The sequence below is a fragment of the Pseudalkalibacillus sp. Hm43 genome (assembly GCF_051842935.1).
Taxonomy (GTDB): domain Bacteria; phylum Bacillota; class Bacilli; order Bacillales; family Fictibacillaceae; genus Pseudalkalibacillus.
In genome coordinates this window covers 73461-90624 of sequence record NZ_JBPXRR010000002.1, presented here as the reverse complement: position 1 = coordinate 90624, position 17164 = coordinate 73461, and the positions used below count along the sequence as shown (strand labels likewise).

Sequence of the window (17164 nt, the reverse complement as noted above, 5' to 3'; positions counted from 1 at the left end):
AACCGGATCACCCTGCGTGGGTGTCCGGTTTTTTATAGCTTTTCTCTTTCGTCATCCTCGGCTCGAATCGGGCGAGCAAACGTGTGTTGGACAATGTGAAGATCGCCAACGCAATCCAGATGAAGATGAATGAAATCATGTGTATCTGGGAGAATGTTTCGTTATATAGGAATATCCCGAGAACGAGCATGATTGTCGGCGCGATGTATTGCAAAAATCCGATCATGGACAGAGACACTCGGTTTGCCCCGGTCGCAAACAACAGCAAAGGAATCGCTGTTGCGACCCCTGCCCCGAATAAAAGCGAAGCAGTCATGGGTTCCGACAAAACGAATGAATTCGTACCGTCATTTACTAAGAAGCTGACGTACAGCAAGGCGACTGGAGTGATGAACATCGTCTCGATCGTCAGACCGGTCAAAGCACCGAGCGCAGTCAACTTTTTCAAGAGTCCGTATAGTCCGAAGCTCACCGCGAGCGAAATTGCAACCCACGGGATGGACCCAAAGTTGAACGTCAGAATCGATACCCCGATTGCCGCAAAGGTGAACGAAATGATTTGCCAGAACGACAGACGTTCCTTAAGGAAAACGATCCCTAACAACACACTCACGAGCGGATTAATGTAATAACCGAGGCTCGCTTCAACGACGTGGTTGTTGTTCACCGCCCAGATATATGTGTACCAGTTGATTGTAATGAAGATAGCTGCGAAAAGTAAGCCGACCAGCTTTTTCTTGTTTGCGATCAGTTCTTTCAGTTCAGTGACGAACTTTTTGATCCGACGTAAAAACATCAAGACAATCAGCATGAAAACGAAAGACCAGATCATCCGGTGGGCAAGGATTTCTTCAGAAGGCACATGGTTGATCAGCTTCCAATAGAGCGGTAAGAACCCCCACAGTATGTAAGCCCCAGCGCCAGCCGCCACCCCGGCAACCTGCTCTTTTCTTTGATTCTCCGTCATCTTTCAGGACCTCGATTCTTGATGAAAATGCCATACGTGTACCAGGCACCGTTTATAAACGCTGATATATCAAGGGTTTATATTCGGTGCCTGGCACGGAATTATTTCAATTTTAGTCCCAATTCGCTTAAAAGACAATCGGAAAGTCTTCAGTTGGTCAAAGGAATTTCCGCTTCAAGTAGAAAGGGAGATAGGTCAGGAAAAACGTGAGCAGCATCACGATCTCCAGATTAATCAAATACCAGTATCCACTTCCAAACAAGCTTAGCAACGTATCGGCTGCCGGAGGTCCTTCGAGGAACAAATAATTCGAACCGAGGTAGTTGTTCAAGAATCCGAGTGGGACCGCCAGGATATTGATAAAAACGAAAGCCTTCAACACTGAAACGAACCTCGGCTCATATTTGTCAACGATCAAATAATAGAGGACGGTCGCCACAAGCGTAATGTGAAAAATAAAGAATTGAAAAAAGCGATAATGCGGACTTCCATACAACAAATCGGGCGTCAAAACGGCTAAAGATGGCGGAATCAAGGCGATGAAATAGACGATCTGAAACCGGGATTCTGTCGGTTTCAGTAGGAAAAATAGCACCACCAGCGAACTGATCGAGCAAAGCTGGAATGGAAGGTTGATGCGTGCATCCCAAACCGCATGCCAAATACTCCATGCCTGATAACCGACATTGCCGACAAGGAGAATGGTGAAAAACCCCCAACGAATATACTGCTGTACCGTCGGGCGCTTACGAATGGCGTCCCTCGAAAACACCAACACAAGTCCGACGACAAACAGCAACCCGATCATCAAGAGATGTTCGGTTGAAAACAATGTGAAATCTTTATAACGTTCCGGGTGGAATAGGTCGTTCATCCTTATGCTCCTCTGTATCCGACATGCTTTCGAGAACAATGTTTGATATAATGTTTCCATATTTTTCAATAAAGGTAAAGAGAATTTTCAAGGGGGGATTTTGTGCTTTGGTTTTTAGGGGAGTATACAGCCATCTATCTTTTGCTCGTGCTGATCTTGGTGCCGGTACTCGCATTGAAGATCTTCAACATTTATGCAAAAGGAATCATTTCCGCGTATTATATCATACTGTCGGTGGTCTTCATCTGGGGAAGAGAAGCGATCAAAGATCAATACCACACAACGCCTGTGCCGGACATCTACTGGGATAAGAATACAGAATGGGTCGAACAGTTATCGTACTTTTATTTCATACCGACCGCAGCGCTCGTTACATACATCTTTTACAAATGGTTCTATTATGGGAAGGGATTCTGGTCAAGACTTCTCAGTATCATCACCTTGCTCATCGTACTCGTCTTGTTCTTATACTTTGCAATGATTTTCGGTCTCGGATTTGGCTATCGACCGTAAGAAGGAGGTTTTACAGTGAGTTCAAAACAAGAAATCAGAGAAAGTGTATGGGAGCGGATGACCGAAGAGAAAGTCGGCCGATTCCCTTTTCCATTGAAAGGACGCATCCCGAACTTTAAAGGGGCTGAAAAAGCAGCAGCCTTCATCACAGCGATGGATATTTATAAAGACGCAAACGTTATCAAGGTGAATCCAGATTCTCCTCAGATTCCGCTTCGCAAACAGATTTTAATCGACGGAAAGACGTTGCTCGTTCCGACTCCAAGGCTGAAAGATGGCTTTATTATGGTAAAACCGGAGTGGGTCCCGGACGGCGAAGAGAAGAAAGCCGCAAGCCTCAGTCATATCAACTCCTATGGAAAAGTCATCCCATTATCAGAAATGCCGCCAATCGATCTGATCGTAGTCGGCTCTGTCGCTATCCATCGAGACGGACGACGGCTTGGAAAAGGAGAAGGCTATGCTGATCGGGAATATGCGATCATTCGAGAGCTCGGGAATCCGGAGGTAGCTGTCATTACGTCGATCCACTCAACCCAGCTTGTAGACGATGACTTGCCACGCGACGCCTATGACTTGACTGTCGATTACATTGCGACAGAGAAGGAACTGATCCGAACTGAAAACGACTATGAAAAACCGACCGGAATCCTCTGGGATCAAGTGACAGATGAACAACGAGAAGAAATGCCGGTGCTCGAGGAAATCTATAAGCTGACTCATTCTTAGATTTGAAACTATTATCAGAGTGATCCGTAAAATAGGTAAGAGGTGAGAAGGATGGAAACGAGTACCCTATATTTTTCGGACAACTTTTTTTCTGCTGGACTAACAAGTATTTATGATGAAAATCAGAATGAAATTGGAAAGCTTGATCTAAAAAGTTCGTTTTCCTCAAGCCTCCGCGTAATGGATCTTTCCGGGAATTTATTTACGGAAGGGCGCTTCCGCTTTTTTTCTGGCAAATGGACCATAAGTGATGCAACTAATACTGAAATTGGATTGCTGCGTCAGCGGTTTACGTTTTTTACAAAAAAATATGAGTACGAAGCATACGGGCGAGGAATTTACACGATCATTTCAGAAAGTTTCTCTAAAGAATACAGCGTGTTAGACGTAAACGAACAAGAAGTTGCCCACTTTGTAAAAACAAGCGGGATTTTCCAATCAGATGCTTACAAGCGTACGAACCGGTCAAATAATCTCTCCAATGAAGAACTCATAGCCATGGTGATGGGCATTACGATGATCATCAAATCGAATGCGGCTGCCGCTACCTAATTGTAACCTTGTTTAATTTCAGCTCCGGAAAGGTATATTACTAACGGATGTTCATAAAAGGAGCTGATGTTAACGTGACAGAGAAAGATCTCAAAGAAAAAGTGCTCAATGTATTGGAAGACAGTAAATTCGGTACACTTGCGACTGTAAAAAACGACAAGCCACACTCACGCTACATGACGTTTTATAACGAAGGCTTGACGCTGTATACACCGACCGATAAAGACACACATAAAACCGAAGAAATCGACGATAATCCGAACGTACACATCTTGCTTGGGTATAATGGAGATGGCCTTGGCGATGCGTATGTGGAGATCGAAGGGACAGCTGAAATCCGAGATGATTCGGCTATTAAAGATAAACTTTGGTCAGATAGCATGGAAAGATGGTTCGACGGACCGAACGACCCGGACTATATCGTGCTCGAGATCAAGCCGACCCTGTTCCGACTGATGAACAGCGGATCGAAAACCCCACAAGTATTAGAAGTATAGGAAGTAGGTGTTGAGCCATTCAGGTTCAGCACTTTTTTATTTTCTGTCACAAATCAGGAGTCATTTTCTGGTAAAATGAACATAACCATTCGAATGAGGTGATGATATGGATTTTTCGGCTGGCATTGCAGAAGAGAAAATTCGTGCGGCACTCCGAAAAGGGGATTTCGACAATTTACCTGGTAAAGGTAAACCGTTACCGAAAGACGATCTAGCGGGCGTACCGGATGAATTGCGCATCGGCTATAAAATCTTGAAGAATTCAGGATTTGTCCCCCCTGAAGTCCAATTGAAAAAGGAAATGGTCACACTCGAAGAACTGATTGCATGTTGTAAAGATGAAAAAGAGCGGGCAGAGTTAAACAAACGTTTGAATGAAAAGATCATCCGTTTCAACAACCTCATGGAAAAGCGGAAAATCAACCAATCATCAGCCTTCAGTCAATATCAAAACAAAATTTACAGAAAGTTGTATTAAGATGAATCTTACCGTATGGATCGGACAATTTCCTTTAAGCTTTGACATGAAAGCGAATCTGAATCATATTGTAAAACTGATGGATCAGTTGGACGAAGATGAAGTGCTCGTTTTACCAGAAGGAGCACTGTCCGGATATGATGATGATTTAGGTTTTTTAGAGAATCTAGATGTACATGAATTACAAGCGTGTATCAACCAACTTTCTGAATATGTAAAAAAGAAAAAAATCCACCTCATATTCGGAAGCTGCTTATATGAAGAGGGCAAGTGGTACAATGCTGGGATCTACTTATCCCCACAAGGAAATAGGGAAGCTTACCACAAAGTGAATCTCGCAATCCATGAAAGAGGGACGTTTACTGCTGGTGACCGATTACCTGTATTTGAAATGAAAACGAATGAGGGCATCGTTCGTTTCGGCATCCAATTATGCAGGGAAATTCGTTTTCCAGAGCAGTGGAAGTTACTGAGCATGAGAGGCGCGCAATGTATGATATATCTCACAAACGTGATTTCTGAAGATCATCTTCCAGTTTGGAAAAGTCACTTGATCAGTCGAGCTGCTGAAAATCAAAGATACATCTTCGGTTCAAACGTCGCACATCCGAAACAAGGATGTCCTACCATCGCGATCTCGCCAAAAGGCTCTGTATTAGAAGAAATCGTCTCTGAAGAAACGATCATGAAGCGTGTAAAAGTGGATTTATCAACTGTGTCCAACTGGTATATTGATCAGACTCGGACAGATCTCCTTCAAATAAAAGAAATAAATCGACTAAATGTATAATAAACTTAAGAAAATACTTATGTTTTACAATAAAAATAAAGGAATTTCGACATGAATAGGGAATACTAGTGGGTAATAGCTTGTAAATCCATTGTTAGGTGGTGACGAGAATGAGGCTTGTCAAACACTTAAATGATTTCCAACACATCAAGCGACAAGGCACGGGGTACTTTATTGTCTTGGATCATGATTCGAATAAGGTGCACTCGGTGAGGTGCAATTGGATGAAAGAAGAAAGCTTTGTACAAAAAGTCATCACGAACAAGGGAACGAACGGCAGCTATTACTGGGTCCAGTATTGGAATTCAACCCAACCGACCTTTGATGAAATTCCATGTCAGAAATGTATGTGTTAGACTATAATAACTCTATAAACCTTTTGCAAAAGTTATGACGAGGAAAGTAAGTCTCCAGGTGTTCTGACAGAGAGCTTCTGTATGCTGAAAAGAAGCGAACGACCTTTTGACCGAAAATGGCCTCTGAACTTCACTTTGAACGTGATTCTAATCATTAGTAATGTGTGACGGGAGTTGGCATCCGTTAACAATGTCAGAGTATAAGAGTGTGCAATGATTGCATCACTTCGTACTTCATGAGGCTGATCGTGTGAACGTTCAGCGAATTAAGGTGGTACCACGAGTTGATCCTCGTCCTTAGACTAAACGTCTGAGGACGAGGATTTTTTAGTTTATATAAGGAGGAATTAGAATGAGTGTATTTATTGGAGGAGCTTGGCCATATGCGAATGGTTCGCTCCATTTAGGTCATCTTGCGAGTTTGTTACCGGGTGATATTTTAGCCAGATACTACCGGTTGAAAGGGGAAGAAGTCCTTTATGTTTCTGGAAGTGACTGTAACGGTACGCCGATCGCGATAAGAGCAAAACAGGAAGGGGTTGAGCCGCAAGTCATTACCGATCGTTATCACAATGAATTCCTGAAATGCTTCAACGAACTTGGCTTTACTTATGACCATTACTTCCGCACGGATCATCCTTTTCACCATCAAGAGGTGCAGGAGATTTTTACAACCTTAGTCGAAAAAGGTCATTGCTACGTCAAAACGGTGGCTCAGAGCTATTGTGAAACAGATCAGCAATTTTTGCCTGACCGTTATGTGGAAGGCGTTTGTCCTGTGTGTGGTAGCAACGCGCGAGGCGATCAATGCGATAACTGCTCTACAATCCTTGACCCGGTGGATTTGGTTGATCCAGTCTGTAAGCTTTGCGGCAACACGCCTGTGGTAAAAGAAACGGAGCATTATTATTTTGCGTTGAAGAATTTTCAATCTGAACTTGAAAGGTACTTGTCTGAGGCTGAAAAGGAAGATCGGTGGCGGACAAATGCGTACCATCTTACACAGCGATATCTGTCAGAAGGGTTGCGGGACAGAGCGGCAACCCGAGACATTGAGCTGGGAGTACCGGTTCCGGTTGAAGGTTTTGAGGCTAAGAAAATCTATGTGTGGATTGAAGCTGTAAGTGGTTATTTAACAGCAAGTAAAAAGTGGGCAGCTGATCAAAATCGGGATTGGCAGGACTTCTGGAAGGAAGAAACAAAAGCCTACTACGTTCATGGCAAGGACAACATTCCGTTCCACTCGATCATTTGGCCAGCGATTTTGTCTGGATTGGGTGGTTTACAACTTCCAGATCATATCATATCCAGTGAATATCTAACTGTTGAAAAGAGAAAGCTCTCAACAAGTCGCAATTGGGCTGTTTGGGTGCCGGATCTTTTGGAGAATGATCACCCGGATTCCATCCGTTATTTCTTGACCATCAATGGTCCTGAACAACGGGATGCGGACTTTTCATGGCGTGAGTTCATCTACAGTCATAACAGTGAATTGCTCGGGGCTTATGGAAACTTCGTGAACCGGACTTTGAAATTCATTGAAAAGTCTTTTGAAGGTAAGATACCGGATGCGAAGCCAGAAGAGCACATTCTCTCAGAGGTAAAGAAGGTATATGCCACAGTTGGAGAACTAATTGAAAAGGGACAATTCAAAAAAGCGTTGGAGACGATATTTGAATTGGTCCGAACGAGTAATAAGTATTTTGACGAACGCCAGCCATGGATTCAATACAAAGAAGACCCTGAAAACTGTAAAGTGACGATGAATACGTGTGTACAGATCATTGCGAACCTCTCTACGTTGTTATCACCATTCTTGCCGTTCTCAACAGCAGAAATCAGGGATGTTCTGGATTTGAAGCACAACGGATGGACATATAATGAAATTAATCAAAAGCATTTGAAAAAGGTATCACCCCTGTTTGAGAGAATTGATATTAAGAGGATTGAGGAGGAGAAAAGCAAGTTAGGGAGCTGAGGTAGGTTGAAGGTTTCAAGACATTTTACCGTATGTAAAAGGAGGAGAATAAAATCGAAAAGATCATTGTGAAGTCTGGCATTTATAGCTTTATTATTTGTTTCTTCATTCTCATGGCTGCTTTTCCTTTACCACTTGGCCGAGGTTACCAAGAGCCACTCTATCAAATAACGAGATACTCCGGAATTGTTATGTTGATTGTGGTTACTTGTGTTTCGCTCTATTTCTATCAAGAGAAAATAGAAAATCGTAAAAGCGATAGCAAAAACGAAGAGAGCGCATAAAGAAAGGCGGAACCTCCATGATGAAGGTTCCGCTTTTTCATGATTAGGCCCATCTCTTCAGCTTAGGTAAAATGTCTTCCATCGTTTTACGAGCTTCGGCTTCCTTCATGCCTTCTTCCACTAGGTGAGGCACGCAAATATTGACCATTTCATTCATGGTGACATTCGAAGTAAATGCTCCATTTTCATAGCAATACACGCAGTATTCTTCATTCTTAGAGCCGTCCTGGTTTGTTCCCAACATCTTTTCTTCTTCCATTGGCATTGCACAACTCTGGCATACTGGTTGATTCATTTATAATTCCTCCTATTAATAAGATCTAAGCTCATTATAAAGAGGGTAATACGACACCATTATGTCGTAATTATATATACTTTTCTAAAATTTTTTCAGCGCGCTCTTTGATGATGGATCGGATATGCTCTGGTTCAAGCACTTCCACCTGGTTTCCAAAGTGTAGAATCATGCCATAAACCCATTCATCTTCAGGAAAATACTCCGTGACATAGATGCATCCATCTTCATGAAATTCCAGACCATCAAGTTCGAAATAATCTTCCAACTGATTTAAGGCTTGTTTTTGGAATTTAAGCCGTAGGCGTACTCTTTCCCTATCATCATGTGTAAAGTCGAACGGTGGGACTTCTCTGCTTGGATCGATCCTCTTTTCTGTAATCTGAACGTCATCCATTCTTCCGATTTTGAACAAGCGATAATCCTCTCGAAGAGTACAGAAAGCGTATAAATACCACTTATTAACTTTCAAAATGAGGGAGACCGGTTCTACCACGCGTGTGGAGGAATTGCCGTTAATATCTATATATCTAAATTGCACAACCTTCTGGGTATCAATGGCTTTTTGAATTGATCTCACTTTTTCTTGCCTTTTAGATTCTGGTCCCCAATCACTGAAATCAAGAATAAGAGATTGGCTTTCAGGGGCCGATTGGTGCATTTTAATGGAAGAGAGTTTCTCGATGATGTTCTTCAAGTTTTTGTCGTCATAGGTTTTATAGACTCCATCCAATGCCGTCATGAGAAGTTGGTGCTCGACGTCGTTGAAGTAGCTATTATGAATTTTATAGTTTTCTAATATGGAATAACCGCCATTCAGCCCTTTTTCCGAAACAACCGGGATTCCTGCAAGTTCAATTGCTTCCATATCCCTTTGAATCGTTCGAACGGAAACTTCAAAATAATCCGCCAGTTCTTTAGCCGTCATCTTTTTCCTGTTCAAGAGTTTGATGACAATGGCGAGTAAGCGTTCTGTTTTCATAAAAACCACACTCCGAATGTTCAACTACACACATTGTATCAAAAGTTACCGTTTCCATAATATTGAAAATGAGATATATTCAGATTAGCAGTGTACAAGGGGGAGACGTTTCGAAATGGAGAAGTTGTTGGTAAAAACGGGGATCTATAGTTTTATCATCTCGTTTATAGGTTTTCTCATCTTTTTTCCAAGAGAACACAGGTATGAGGAAGGACCGAATGATTATGTCACAGAGATTGTTTCTTATAGTGATTTCTTCTTCAACATTACACGATACTCAGCAATCGTCATGGTGATTGCAATCTTCATTCTAGCAGTCTCTTTGTGGTCAAGTCATTCCTCTAGTACGAATGGAAACAGTTAAAGCAGCCTAAGGCTGTTTTAATTTTGCATTTAAAGGTAAAATATTTTTTACTAAATGTAATATATTTTTGACATTTAGGTAAAAATACATTACAATAAGCTTAAGTTAAGAAATGAGGGGTGAATATGAAAAAGAAAGGCAGTCTTGAAAATCGGTTACATGTTTTTCGTGCTGAACGGAAATGGTCTCAAGGGGATCTGGCCAAGAAGGTTGGGGTAAGTAGACAAACCATTTCTTCATTGGAAGCGAACCGCTACAATCCATCACTAATCTTAGCGTTTGAACTTGCTCGTGTTCTTGACACTGACATCACAGAACTATTCACTTACCACCAAGATCAAGAAGATGAGAATGCTTAAATCTATCAGGGGGTAAATATGATTTCTATTCTTAGTACAATTACGACGATTATGTTAGCTTTCTCTGTTTTCTATGTTGGGAGCTTTGTTGCAACAGAAGGGAAAGACGAAAGAGGGCAACTCATAATGGGGAAAGCAAGTATCTATACATATATCCTTGTCACCGTTGGTTTTGTGGCAACAGTTATTGTAGAAGCGATGATTTCATTATCAGTGGAACAACTGATTCAAGTCTTGGCCATCGTATATGGACTATTGGCCACGGTTCACGCTTTCTTAATCTTTAGATTTAAAAAACAATTCTAAGGTATAAAGGTAAAATAAAAAGGCCGTTATCATGATCGAAGTTCCGGTCAGATAATCGGCCTTTATGTTTGTGCTGAAACAATTTGTCTTTCTTCGTTTTCGTTGTTCTGGTTTGAAGATCCATGAATGCATAATCACTACGATTTTTCGCTGGATTACGGCGACCTTCACGCTCGAGCTTCCGCCGCTTTTTATAAGCGTTACTTCTACCCATTTCAATCACTCCTTAATTTGTGGTTGTTATTATTATAGCTTGCTCCTGCAAAAATGTTAATTACCTAAGATAAAATGGAGTTCAGCTGGTCAATCCTTCCCCAAAATGGAAAGATCGCTGATTTCGGGAAGGATAGAGCAGTTATCCTTCCCCAAAACGGAAAGAGCGCTGATTTCGGGAAGGATAGAGCAGTTATCCTTCCCTAAAACGAAAGGAGCGTTGATTTCGGGAAGGATAGAGCAGTTAACCTTCCCCAAAACGAAAAGAGAGCTGATTTCGGGAAGGATAGAGCAGTTATCCTTCCCAAAAACAGAAGAAACGCTGTTACCACGGCAAGATAGCACTCCCGGCCCCCCAATCCAACAGAAATACCCCAAAAGAACTCCTTAAAACAGCCGCTCATTACGAACAGTATAGAATGAATTGAACGAAGTGGTTTTATTGTACCGATTTTAGGCTATTGAAATATATTGGGATAGAGGCGAAAAATCGCGTCAGTAGATGTCCTAGAAAGCATCAGGTATGATAATATAAATAAAGTATATGATTAACAGTAGATGATTTTTTAAGGAGCGTTTTTATAGATGAATATAGAGATCAGGGGAGTTAACGTCAACTACCGTGTATCAGGCGAAGGGAGAAGCATTTTACTCCTGCACGGTTGGGGCACGAGCCTGAAAAGTTTTGAGCCTGTTCACAATAACCTCGAGAAGCATTTCAAAGTGTATTCCATCGACTTTCCTGGGTTCGGAGAAAGCCAGGAGCCACCGGAAGCATGGGATGTAGAAGCGTACACGAACATGCTGCGCGAGTTCATCACTCAGTTGAACATCGAAGATCCAATCCTCGTTGGACATTCTTTTGGCGGAAGAGTGTCCATTCGTTATGCAGCGCACCATCCTGTCCATAAGATCATTCTGGTGGATGCAGCGGGTGTTAAGCCGAAGCGATCAATGAAATACTACTATAAGGTGTATACTTACAAAACACTCAAGAAAGTCCTGGACCTGCCAGGCTTGAAAAAACATAAAGAAGAAATCCTGACGAAAGTGAAAGGCAAGGTCGGTTCTGCTGACTACAAGAATGCGTCTGGTGTCATGCAACAGACGATGGTCAAGGTCGTGAACGAAGACTTGCAACGGTTCATGCCAGACATCCAGGCTCCGACACTGCTCATCTGGGGTGAAAACGATACAGCAACCCCAGTGGAAGACGCAAGGATCATGGAAAAAGCGATCCCGAATGCGGGACTTGTCGTACTGAAAGGCGTCGGACACTATTCATACTTAGAAAAATTGAACGAATTCCTCGTTATTATCGATAACTTCCTTGAAAAAGATAAGGAGTGGAAAGATGCTTAGTCTTTTATTTATGATCGGGGTCATTTTCTGGGCCCTGTACACTTGGTCAAGGTTGAGAAGAGCCATCCATATGTTGCAACAGAACTCGTATCGCAATGAGCGGTTTTTGAGATGGATGAAGGAAAACCGCAAGAAAGTCTTCAAAAAGCGTGACTTCATTCCGATCATCACTGCACTAATTGCATTCGTGAACTTTTTGGATAACGTTGCGATTCTATTGTTTATTGCCCTTTATTTGGTCTTATATCTTACTCGAGAGACCGGAAAAGAGAAGAAGAAGCTGGTCGTTACAGCCCGTGTCAAAAGGCTTATGGTCACGACAGCGATTGTCGTCGCATTGATCGCAGGCTTGAGCTTCTATTTCGAACTGATTTATAACGTAGCACTCGTCCCACTGTTGCTCACATATGTGGTGCTGACGATTGTTTCCTATTATGTAATTTTACTAGCGAACACCATCAACATGCCGATTGAGAAAAAGATCGCTCAAGGCTATTTCGATGACGCGGAACGCATCATCAACGAGTCCAAAAACACAGAAGTCATCGGGATTACTGGAAGCTACGGGAAAACGAGCGTAAAGCACATCCTGCATACGATTCTTTCTTCCCATGCCAATACGTTGATGACTCCTGAAAGCTATAATACGAAGCTAGGTGTGACGATCACGGTCCGGAACATGCTTCGTCCGTTCCACCGATTTTTCATAGCGGAGATGGGTGCGAAGCAGGAGAATGACATCCAGGAAATCTGTGACCTCGTTCACCAAAAGTACGGAATTCTGACGGCGATCGGGGAACAGCATTTAGAAACGTTCAAAACACTTGATAACATTAAGAAGACGAAATACGAGTTGATCGACAGCCTCCCGGATGATGGCGTCGGTTTCTTGAATAAAGATGATCAAAACATCATGTCTAGAGGCCCGAAAAGCAACGCGCGTATCGTCTTTTACGGAATCTATGCGGATGACCTCGATTATAAGGCGGAGAACATCCGAGTATCGAATAAAGGTACTTCCTTTGACGTTGTGAAAAAGGACGGGACCCGAATTGAAATTCAGACGAAGCTTCTTGGCGAACATAACGTCTACAACATCCTATCAGCGGTAGCAGCTGCTTCTGAACTAGGCGTGCCAGATAAGAAGATTTCTGTTGCATCGAAAAAGATCCAGCCGGTCGAGCACCGTATGGAAATCAAGAAACATTCAGCGAACATCACGATCATCGACGATGCGTTCAACTCGAACCCGGTCGGATCGAAAATGGCACTCGAAGTCCTTGGACAAATGGAAGGCTATAAAGTCCTCATTACACCAGGAATGATCGAGCTGGGTGAAGAAGAGTATAACTTGAACAAGAAGCTCGGTCAGCATGCTGCAGGTGTCTGTGATTTCGTCATCCTTGTCGGTAAAAAGCAGACGGTACCATTGCAAGATGGGTTGAAGGAAGAACAATATCCAGAGAGTCAATATTATGTGGCGCAAAATCTGGATGATGCGATTGCGAAAATGAATGAAATCGCGAAAGAAAACACGATTGTACTCATAGAAAACGACCTTCCAGATACATTTAACGAATAGGGGTTGGAATAGATGAAGGTAAAAGTTGGCGTCTTTTTTGGAGGCGTATCTGTAGAACACGAAGTATCTGTCATATCAGCCTTACAAGCAATCAATGCAATCGATCGGGACCAGTACGAACCGATTCCGATCTATATTGCTAAAAATAAAAACTGGTATACCGGTGAAGCTTTATTAGAAATCGAGAATTATAAGAACATAGATAGCCTGCTCAAGCAGTGCGAGCGGATCATCATCACGACCAACGACCAAGGCCGTCCGGTCATCCACCGTCACACAACAGGTATGTTCGGTAAAAAGCTCATCTCTGAGATCGACGTTGCTTTCCCGGTCATTCACGGAACCTATGGGGAAGATGGCATTTTACAAGGTTATTTCGAATTGCATGGCCTTCCGTATGTCGGATGTGACGTATTCTCATCCGCAGTCGGGATGGATAAGGTCATGATGAAGCAAATCCTGCGTGACTCTGGATTGCCAATCCTTGACTACCATTGGTTCTATTCCTCAAACTGGTTGAACGATCAAGATGCACTTATCGAGAAAATCGAGAGTGAACTGAATTATCCAGTCATCGTCAAACCTGCGAATCTCGGTTCCAGTGTCGGAATCAGTAAAGCGACAAACCGTGAAGAGCTAGAGGAAGCTGTTGAGCTTGCAACTGAATTCGCGAAAAAAATCGTCGTCGAGAAAATGGTGACCAACTTGAAAGAGGTCAACTGTTCCGTACTCGGTGACTATGAAGAAGCGGAAAGTTCCGTATGTGAAGAAGTGTTGAGCAGCACAGATATCCTCACTTATCAGGATAAGTACCAAAGCGGAGGAAGTTCAAAAGGCGGCGGTTCATCCAAAGGAATGGAAAGCACGAACCGTAAGATCCCTGCTGAGATGTCTGATGAAAAGACAGCAGAAGTGCAGAAGCTGGCGAAAGACACATTCCAAACCCTCGGTTGCGCAGGTGTGTCTCGAATCGACTTCTTGATTGATAAAAATACTGAGCAAGTATTCGTCAATGAGATCAATACGATTCCTGGATCGCTTTCCTTTTACCTATGGGAACCGACTGGAAAGTCGTTCAAAGAATTGACGTCTGATATGATTCAAGTTGCGTTGAAGCGTGAGCGTGAACGGGAATCTCTGACGTTCTCTGTCGATACGAACCTATTCGCGATGCATAGCGGTGGCGCTAAAGGCGGTTCGAAAAGCAAATTAGGATCCAATTCATAAATTATGAAAGGGAGGACCACTGTATGGTCACTCCCTTTTTTTAGTAGAAAAGAAGGTATAAATGTTTGGATGCGATGGTGTGGTGTCTAGCTCAGCGCCAAGACTCTTGGTTCACTTCAGTCCTACTGCGGCGGCAACAGCCTCCTCGTTGGACTTCCAATGAAAGGGAATCTTCGACTAAACACATCACTTCCTGTGATAACGTCGAAGTCAGCACATCCATGTGCTAGACAAGGGGCTTGCGCTTTTCGGCCAAAAAAGGATTTTGCCTGCTACGTATGGAAGTTTTTAAGAACGTCACTCATAAGTGATGATTTAAATCAGAGTACCATTATCTGGTTTCACGAACAGATTCCTTTGGCAAACCTCGAATACTGTACTGATTGTACATCATCTTAGTTTTTAGATTAAAAGAATGGAGGCTTTCTGATGAACCGAAACGATTACCCATTACCGCATGTCCATCCGATTGAGGATTGGAGACAGGTACCGATTCATGAGAACAAAGAAGAATTGGTGTCGATCCAAAGTATCGAACATGGCTTATTGATTGTAAATCCTAAGTATCATGAGCTAGGGATTCCAGGTGCATTGAATGATTGTTACGTCCGTCGAGAGGTGGCGATCCAACTGGTAGAAGCAGCACGTAAACTTCCAAATGGATTCAAGCTGATGGTTTGGGACGGATGGCGACCGTTTTCGGTTCAGAAACAGCTTTACGATTCTTATTTGGATAAGTTGACAAATGATTATCCAGAATGGTCAGAGGAACGTCTTCATGAAGGCGCCCGTCAATTCGTCTCTTATCCAACAGATGATGAAAAAGCGCCATCTCCTCACTTCACTGGAGGATCTGTTGACATCACGATTGTTGACAACAATGGTTCAGTTTTACCGATGGGAACGGACTTCGATGATTTTGGTGAACATGCATACACGAGATATTACGAAGAAAAGAAGAAGCAAGAAACGTTAAGTGAAGAGGAAGAAACATACCTTCAGAACCGTAGGCTTCTTCACCATATCATGACAACCTCCGGGTTTACGAATTACTCAGCAGAGTGGTGGCATTTCGATCATGGAAACCAATGGTGGGCCAAACAACGGAAAGAACCAGCTGCGAAGTACGGATTAGTAAAATTAGAAATTTGAGAAAATCTCCCCCTATATCTCCATCTATCCGAACAACGAAAAAAGTTGTAAAATATAGGATGTAGAATGAAATGTGTGTAGGGGGATTCAACCATGTTTGATGAAAATGAATACCGGAAATCGTACAAAAATATTAGTCTTTTATTCTTCATTTCCATGTGTCTGCTATTAATCATTGCCATCTTCTTAAACATCTTCATGAAAACATTCACCTGGGACTCTTTATACATATCTGTCATTAATTCTTTAATCGGAGTAATGATTCCACTCGTATTATTCAATATCCTCTATGATCATTTCACGAAGACATATCATAACCGAGAAGTATCTGACAGAATTACAGAAGCGCTCGTTTTCAAACAAGAACTGATTGGTCGATTTTCAGATGATACGAAAAAACAGTTCATCAAAAACACGACAGAGTCGTTACTTGGAAAGACCGAGGGTGACATGCTATACAGTACGATGATTGAACCCTACCTTAACAATCAGTATAGCTTCAGACGCAATTTTAAGTATTACATATCCTACACAAATCATGTTCCGCTGAGAAGTGAATGGTTTGTAATCGATGATGCCGCATATGATTGGGTGAAGCAGGAATTATCCTTTTTCAAAAATGTGAGTCAGGATCATCTGGAAGACAACGGCATATCTGTAGGTTTTTCATATAAGGAAAGGACATTGGACGGTTTGTATGATCGAAAAAATTTCTTTTTCCGTGAAAACTTGTGGGTGAATGATAATCATATTGATCTTCTCCAGGGTTTCAGCAATGAAGAAATGCATATGTTTGTGAAGGATGTGTTGAACTTCCGTTTTGAATTGGACGATGAAGAGATTGCTTATACCGTTCGAAACGATAAGGAGATTGAAGGATTTTATCTGCATTTTCATCTTCCCAAAGCCCCTCATAAAGACCAGAGAAGTGAACATAAGTTTAAAATCAAGTTCCAAATGCCACAATTGAAATCTCAGAAAAAGTTTATTGCAGTCATTTCTGAACCTACTTATTCAGTCGATATCCTCTTTTCACATTTGCAAGATCAGGTAGATGTCATTGCTATTCCTTTTTTCGATGATGCAGAAGCCATCAGTACGTTGCCTAATGATACAGTTAAGGTTGAACTTGATAAATGGGTGTTGCCTCGTGCAGGTGTGGTGTTCGTATGGGACGATGTTAAAAAAGGAGCTCCTATCAAACCAGTAGAAGCAATCCTCAAAAATTGAAAAAAAATGTTCAAAACTGCTCCAAAAGAGCAGTTTCTTTTGTACCCTTTATATGAAATAATTGGAATAGATAC

Annotated in this window: 21 protein-coding genes and 1 other annotated feature; of the genes, 16 read left to right on the top strand and 5 right to left on the bottom strand. The window is 42.2% G+C overall.

Annotation, left to right across the window (positions count from 1 at the left end; translation table 11 throughout):
* Window positions 1-7 precede the first annotated feature (7 nt).
* On the bottom strand, window positions 8-967 hold the full coding sequence (gene rarD / locus ACSVDE_RS16825) for an EamA family transporter RarD (RefSeq protein WP_439302130.1): 960 nt from the start codon (window positions 965-967) through the stop codon (window positions 8-10).
* 157 nt (window positions 968-1124) lie between these two features.
* Window positions 1125-1841, bottom strand: coding sequence for a YwaF family protein (locus tag ACSVDE_RS16820; protein ID WP_439302129.1), 717 nt, complete (start codon window positions 1839-1841; stop codon window positions 1125-1127).
* A 102-nt stretch (window positions 1842-1943) separates the two neighbouring features.
* Here ACSVDE_RS16820 and ACSVDE_RS16815 point away from each other — a divergent pair, with 102 nt between their 5' ends.
* The 8 genes from ACSVDE_RS16815 to metG all read left to right on the top strand — a co-directional run bounded on the left by ACSVDE_RS16815 (window position 1944) and on the right by metG (window position 7734).
* A complete protein-coding gene (locus ACSVDE_RS16815; protein WP_439302128.1) occupies window positions 1944-2354 on the top strand; it encodes a hypothetical protein in 411 nt (136 codons plus the stop codon).
* 15 nt (window positions 2355-2369) lie between these two features.
* The gene (locus tag ACSVDE_RS16810) at window positions 2370-3083 is read left to right on the top strand and encodes a 5-formyltetrahydrofolate cyclo-ligase (RefSeq protein ID WP_439302127.1); all 714 of its coding nucleotides are present in this window, start codon (window positions 2370-2372) and stop codon (window positions 3081-3083) included.
* Window positions 3084-3134: 51 nt separating this feature from the next.
* Window positions 3135-3635 (top strand): hypothetical protein, encoded by a 501-nt coding sequence (locus ACSVDE_RS16805; protein ID WP_439302126.1) that lies wholly within the window; start codon window positions 3135-3137, stop codon window positions 3633-3635.
* A gap of 47 nt (window positions 3636-3682) precedes the next feature.
* Entirely contained in the window at window positions 3683-4132 is a 450-nt protein-coding gene (locus tag ACSVDE_RS16800; protein ID WP_439302125.1) for a pyridoxamine 5'-phosphate oxidase family protein, read from the top strand.
* A 106-nt stretch (window positions 4133-4238) separates the two neighbouring features.
* Window positions 4239-4610 carry a DnaJ family domain-containing protein gene (locus ACSVDE_RS16795; RefSeq protein WP_439302124.1) on the top strand — a complete coding sequence of 124 codons (372 nt, stop codon included), beginning with the start codon at window positions 4239-4241 and terminating at the stop codon, window positions 4608-4610.
* Between the two features lies 1 nt (window position 4611).
* Window positions 4612-5400, top strand: coding sequence for a carbon-nitrogen hydrolase family protein (locus ACSVDE_RS16790; protein ID WP_439302123.1), 789 nt, complete (start codon window positions 4612-4614; stop codon window positions 5398-5400).
* A 110-nt stretch (window positions 5401-5510) separates the two neighbouring features.
* Window positions 5511-5756, top strand: a complete 246-nt coding sequence (locus ACSVDE_RS16785; protein ID WP_439302122.1) for a hypothetical protein — start codon at window positions 5511-5513, stop codon at window positions 5754-5756.
* 25 nt (window positions 5757-5781) lie between these two features.
* Window positions 5782-6058: a binding site (T-box leader), on the top strand.
* 50 nt (window positions 6059-6108) lie between these two features.
* Window positions 6109-7734: a methionine--tRNA ligase gene (metG, locus tag ACSVDE_RS16780; RefSeq protein ID WP_439302121.1), complete on the top strand. Its 1626-nt coding sequence runs from the start codon at window positions 6109-6111 to the stop codon at window positions 7732-7734.
* A gap of 327 nt (window positions 7735-8061) precedes the next feature.
* Here metG and ACSVDE_RS16775 read toward each other — a convergent pair whose 3' ends face one another.
* Both ACSVDE_RS16775 and ACSVDE_RS16770 read right to left on the bottom strand, forming a co-directional pair.
* Window positions 8062-8313 (bottom strand): zinc ribbon domain-containing protein, encoded by a 252-nt coding sequence (locus ACSVDE_RS16775; RefSeq protein ID WP_439302120.1) that lies wholly within the window; start codon window positions 8311-8313, stop codon window positions 8062-8064.
* 70 nt (window positions 8314-8383) lie between these two features.
* A complete protein-coding gene (locus ACSVDE_RS16770) occupies window positions 8384-9295 on the bottom strand; it encodes a helix-turn-helix transcriptional regulator (RefSeq protein WP_439302119.1) in 912 nt (303 codons plus the stop codon).
* A 115-nt stretch (window positions 9296-9410) separates the two neighbouring features.
* On the opposite strand from ACSVDE_RS16770, the gene ACSVDE_RS16765 reads away from it, so the two are divergent.
* From ACSVDE_RS16765 to ACSVDE_RS16755, 3 genes are all read left to right on the top strand, one after another.
* Window positions 9411-9659, top strand: a complete 249-nt coding sequence (locus ACSVDE_RS16765; protein WP_439302118.1) for a hypothetical protein — start codon at window positions 9411-9413, stop codon at window positions 9657-9659.
* A gap of 125 nt (window positions 9660-9784) precedes the next feature.
* Window positions 9785-10018 carry a helix-turn-helix transcriptional regulator gene (locus tag ACSVDE_RS16760; RefSeq protein ID WP_439302117.1) on the top strand — a complete coding sequence of 78 codons (234 nt, stop codon included), beginning with the start codon at window positions 9785-9787 and terminating at the stop codon, window positions 10016-10018.
* A gap of 18 nt (window positions 10019-10036) precedes the next feature.
* Complete coding sequence (locus ACSVDE_RS16755) at window positions 10037-10324, top strand: hypothetical protein (RefSeq protein ID WP_439302116.1); 288 nt, start codon at window positions 10037-10039, stop codon at window positions 10322-10324.
* Here the strand turns inward: ACSVDE_RS16755 and ACSVDE_RS16750 are convergent.
* Window positions 10308-10538: a hypothetical protein gene (locus ACSVDE_RS16750; protein ID WP_439302115.1), complete on the bottom strand. Its 231-nt coding sequence runs from the start codon at window positions 10536-10538 to the stop codon at window positions 10308-10310. The genes ACSVDE_RS16755 and ACSVDE_RS16750 overlap by 17 nt on opposite strands.
* Before the next feature lie 584 nt (window positions 10539-11122).
* Here ACSVDE_RS16750 and ACSVDE_RS16745 point away from each other — a divergent pair.
* The 5 genes from ACSVDE_RS16745 to ACSVDE_RS16725 all read left to right on the top strand — a co-directional run bounded on the left by ACSVDE_RS16745 (window position 11123) and on the right by ACSVDE_RS16725 (window position 17090).
* Window positions 11123-11899: an alpha/beta fold hydrolase gene (locus ACSVDE_RS16745; RefSeq protein ID WP_439302114.1), complete on the top strand. Its 777-nt coding sequence runs from the start codon at window positions 11123-11125 to the stop codon at window positions 11897-11899.
* On the top strand, window positions 11892-13481 hold the full coding sequence (locus tag ACSVDE_RS16740; protein ID WP_439302113.1) for a Mur ligase family protein: 1590 nt from the start codon (window positions 11892-11894) through the stop codon (window positions 13479-13481). Before ACSVDE_RS16745 ends, ACSVDE_RS16740 begins: the two co-directional genes overlap by 8 nt.
* A gap of 12 nt (window positions 13482-13493) precedes the next feature.
* The gene (locus tag ACSVDE_RS16735; RefSeq protein ID WP_439302112.1) at window positions 13494-14708 is read left to right on the top strand and encodes a D-alanine--D-alanine ligase family protein; all 1215 of its coding nucleotides are present in this window, start codon (window positions 13494-13496) and stop codon (window positions 14706-14708) included.
* Between the two features lie 429 nt (window positions 14709-15137).
* The gene (locus ACSVDE_RS16730; protein WP_439302111.1) at window positions 15138-15860 is read left to right on the top strand and encodes a M15 family metallopeptidase; all 723 of its coding nucleotides are present in this window, start codon (window positions 15138-15140) and stop codon (window positions 15858-15860) included.
* A 93-nt stretch (window positions 15861-15953) separates the two neighbouring features.
* A complete protein-coding gene (locus ACSVDE_RS16725; RefSeq protein ID WP_439302110.1) occupies window positions 15954-17090 on the top strand; it encodes a hypothetical protein in 1137 nt (378 codons plus the stop codon).
* Window positions 17091-17164 lie beyond the last annotated feature (74 nt).

Bases quoted from the DNA above. Each gene is read 5' to 3' on its own strand.
- ACSVDE_RS16805 (WP_439302126.1), top strand. From the start codon at position 3,135: ATGGAAACGAGTACCCTATATTTTTCGGACAACTTTTTTTCTGCTGGA.
- ACSVDE_RS16735 (WP_439302112.1), top strand. From the start codon at position 13,494: ATGAAGGTAAAAGTTGGCGTCTTTTTTGGAGGCGTATCTGTAGAACAC.
- ACSVDE_RS16730 (WP_439302111.1), top strand. From the start codon at position 15,138: ATGAACCGAAACGATTACCCATTACCGCATGTCCATCCGATTGAGGAT.
- ACSVDE_RS16800 (WP_439302125.1), top strand. From the start codon at position 3,683: ATGTTCATAAAAGGAGCTGATGTTAACGTGACAGAGAAAGATCTCAAA.
- ACSVDE_RS16820 (WP_439302129.1), bottom strand. From the start codon at position 1,841: ATGAACGACCTATTCCACCCGGAACGTTATAAAGATTTCACATTGTTT.
- ACSVDE_RS16760 (WP_439302117.1), top strand. From the start codon at position 9,785: ATGAAAAAGAAAGGCAGTCTTGAAAATCGGTTACATGTTTTTCGTGCT.
- ACSVDE_RS16750 (WP_439302115.1), bottom strand. From the start codon at position 10,538: ATGGGTAGAAGTAACGCTTATAAAAAGCGGCGGAAGCTCGAGCGTGAA.
- ACSVDE_RS16795 (WP_439302124.1), top strand. From the start codon at position 4,239: ATGGATTTTTCGGCTGGCATTGCAGAAGAGAAAATTCGTGCGGCACTC.
- ACSVDE_RS16790 (WP_439302123.1), top strand. From the start codon at position 4,612: ATGAATCTTACCGTATGGATCGGACAATTTCCTTTAAGCTTTGACATG.
- ACSVDE_RS16725 (WP_439302110.1), top strand. From the start codon at position 15,954: ATGTTTGATGAAAATGAATACCGGAAATCGTACAAAAATATTAGTCTT.
- ACSVDE_RS16745 (WP_439302114.1), top strand. From the start codon at position 11,123: ATGAATATAGAGATCAGGGGAGTTAACGTCAACTACCGTGTATCAGGC.
- ACSVDE_RS16765 (WP_439302118.1), top strand. From the start codon at position 9,411: ATGGAGAAGTTGTTGGTAAAAACGGGGATCTATAGTTTTATCATCTCG.
- ACSVDE_RS16775 (WP_439302120.1), bottom strand. From the start codon at position 8,313: ATGAATCAACCAGTATGCCAGAGTTGTGCAATGCCAATGGAAGAAGAA.
- ACSVDE_RS16785 (WP_439302122.1), top strand. From the start codon at position 5,511: ATGAGGCTTGTCAAACACTTAAATGATTTCCAACACATCAAGCGACAA.
- ACSVDE_RS16740 (WP_439302113.1), top strand. From the start codon at position 11,892: ATGCTTAGTCTTTTATTTATGATCGGGGTCATTTTCTGGGCCCTGTAC.
- rarD (WP_439302130.1), bottom strand. From the start codon at position 967: ATGACGGAGAATCAAAGAAAAGAGCAGGTTGCCGGGGTGGCGGCTGGC.
- ACSVDE_RS16755 (WP_439302116.1), top strand. From the start codon at position 10,037: ATGATTTCTATTCTTAGTACAATTACGACGATTATGTTAGCTTTCTCT.
- metG (WP_439302121.1), top strand. From the start codon at position 6,109: ATGAGTGTATTTATTGGAGGAGCTTGGCCATATGCGAATGGTTCGCTC.
- ACSVDE_RS16770 (WP_439302119.1), bottom strand. From the start codon at position 9,295: ATGAAAACAGAACGCTTACTCGCCATTGTCATCAAACTCTTGAACAGG.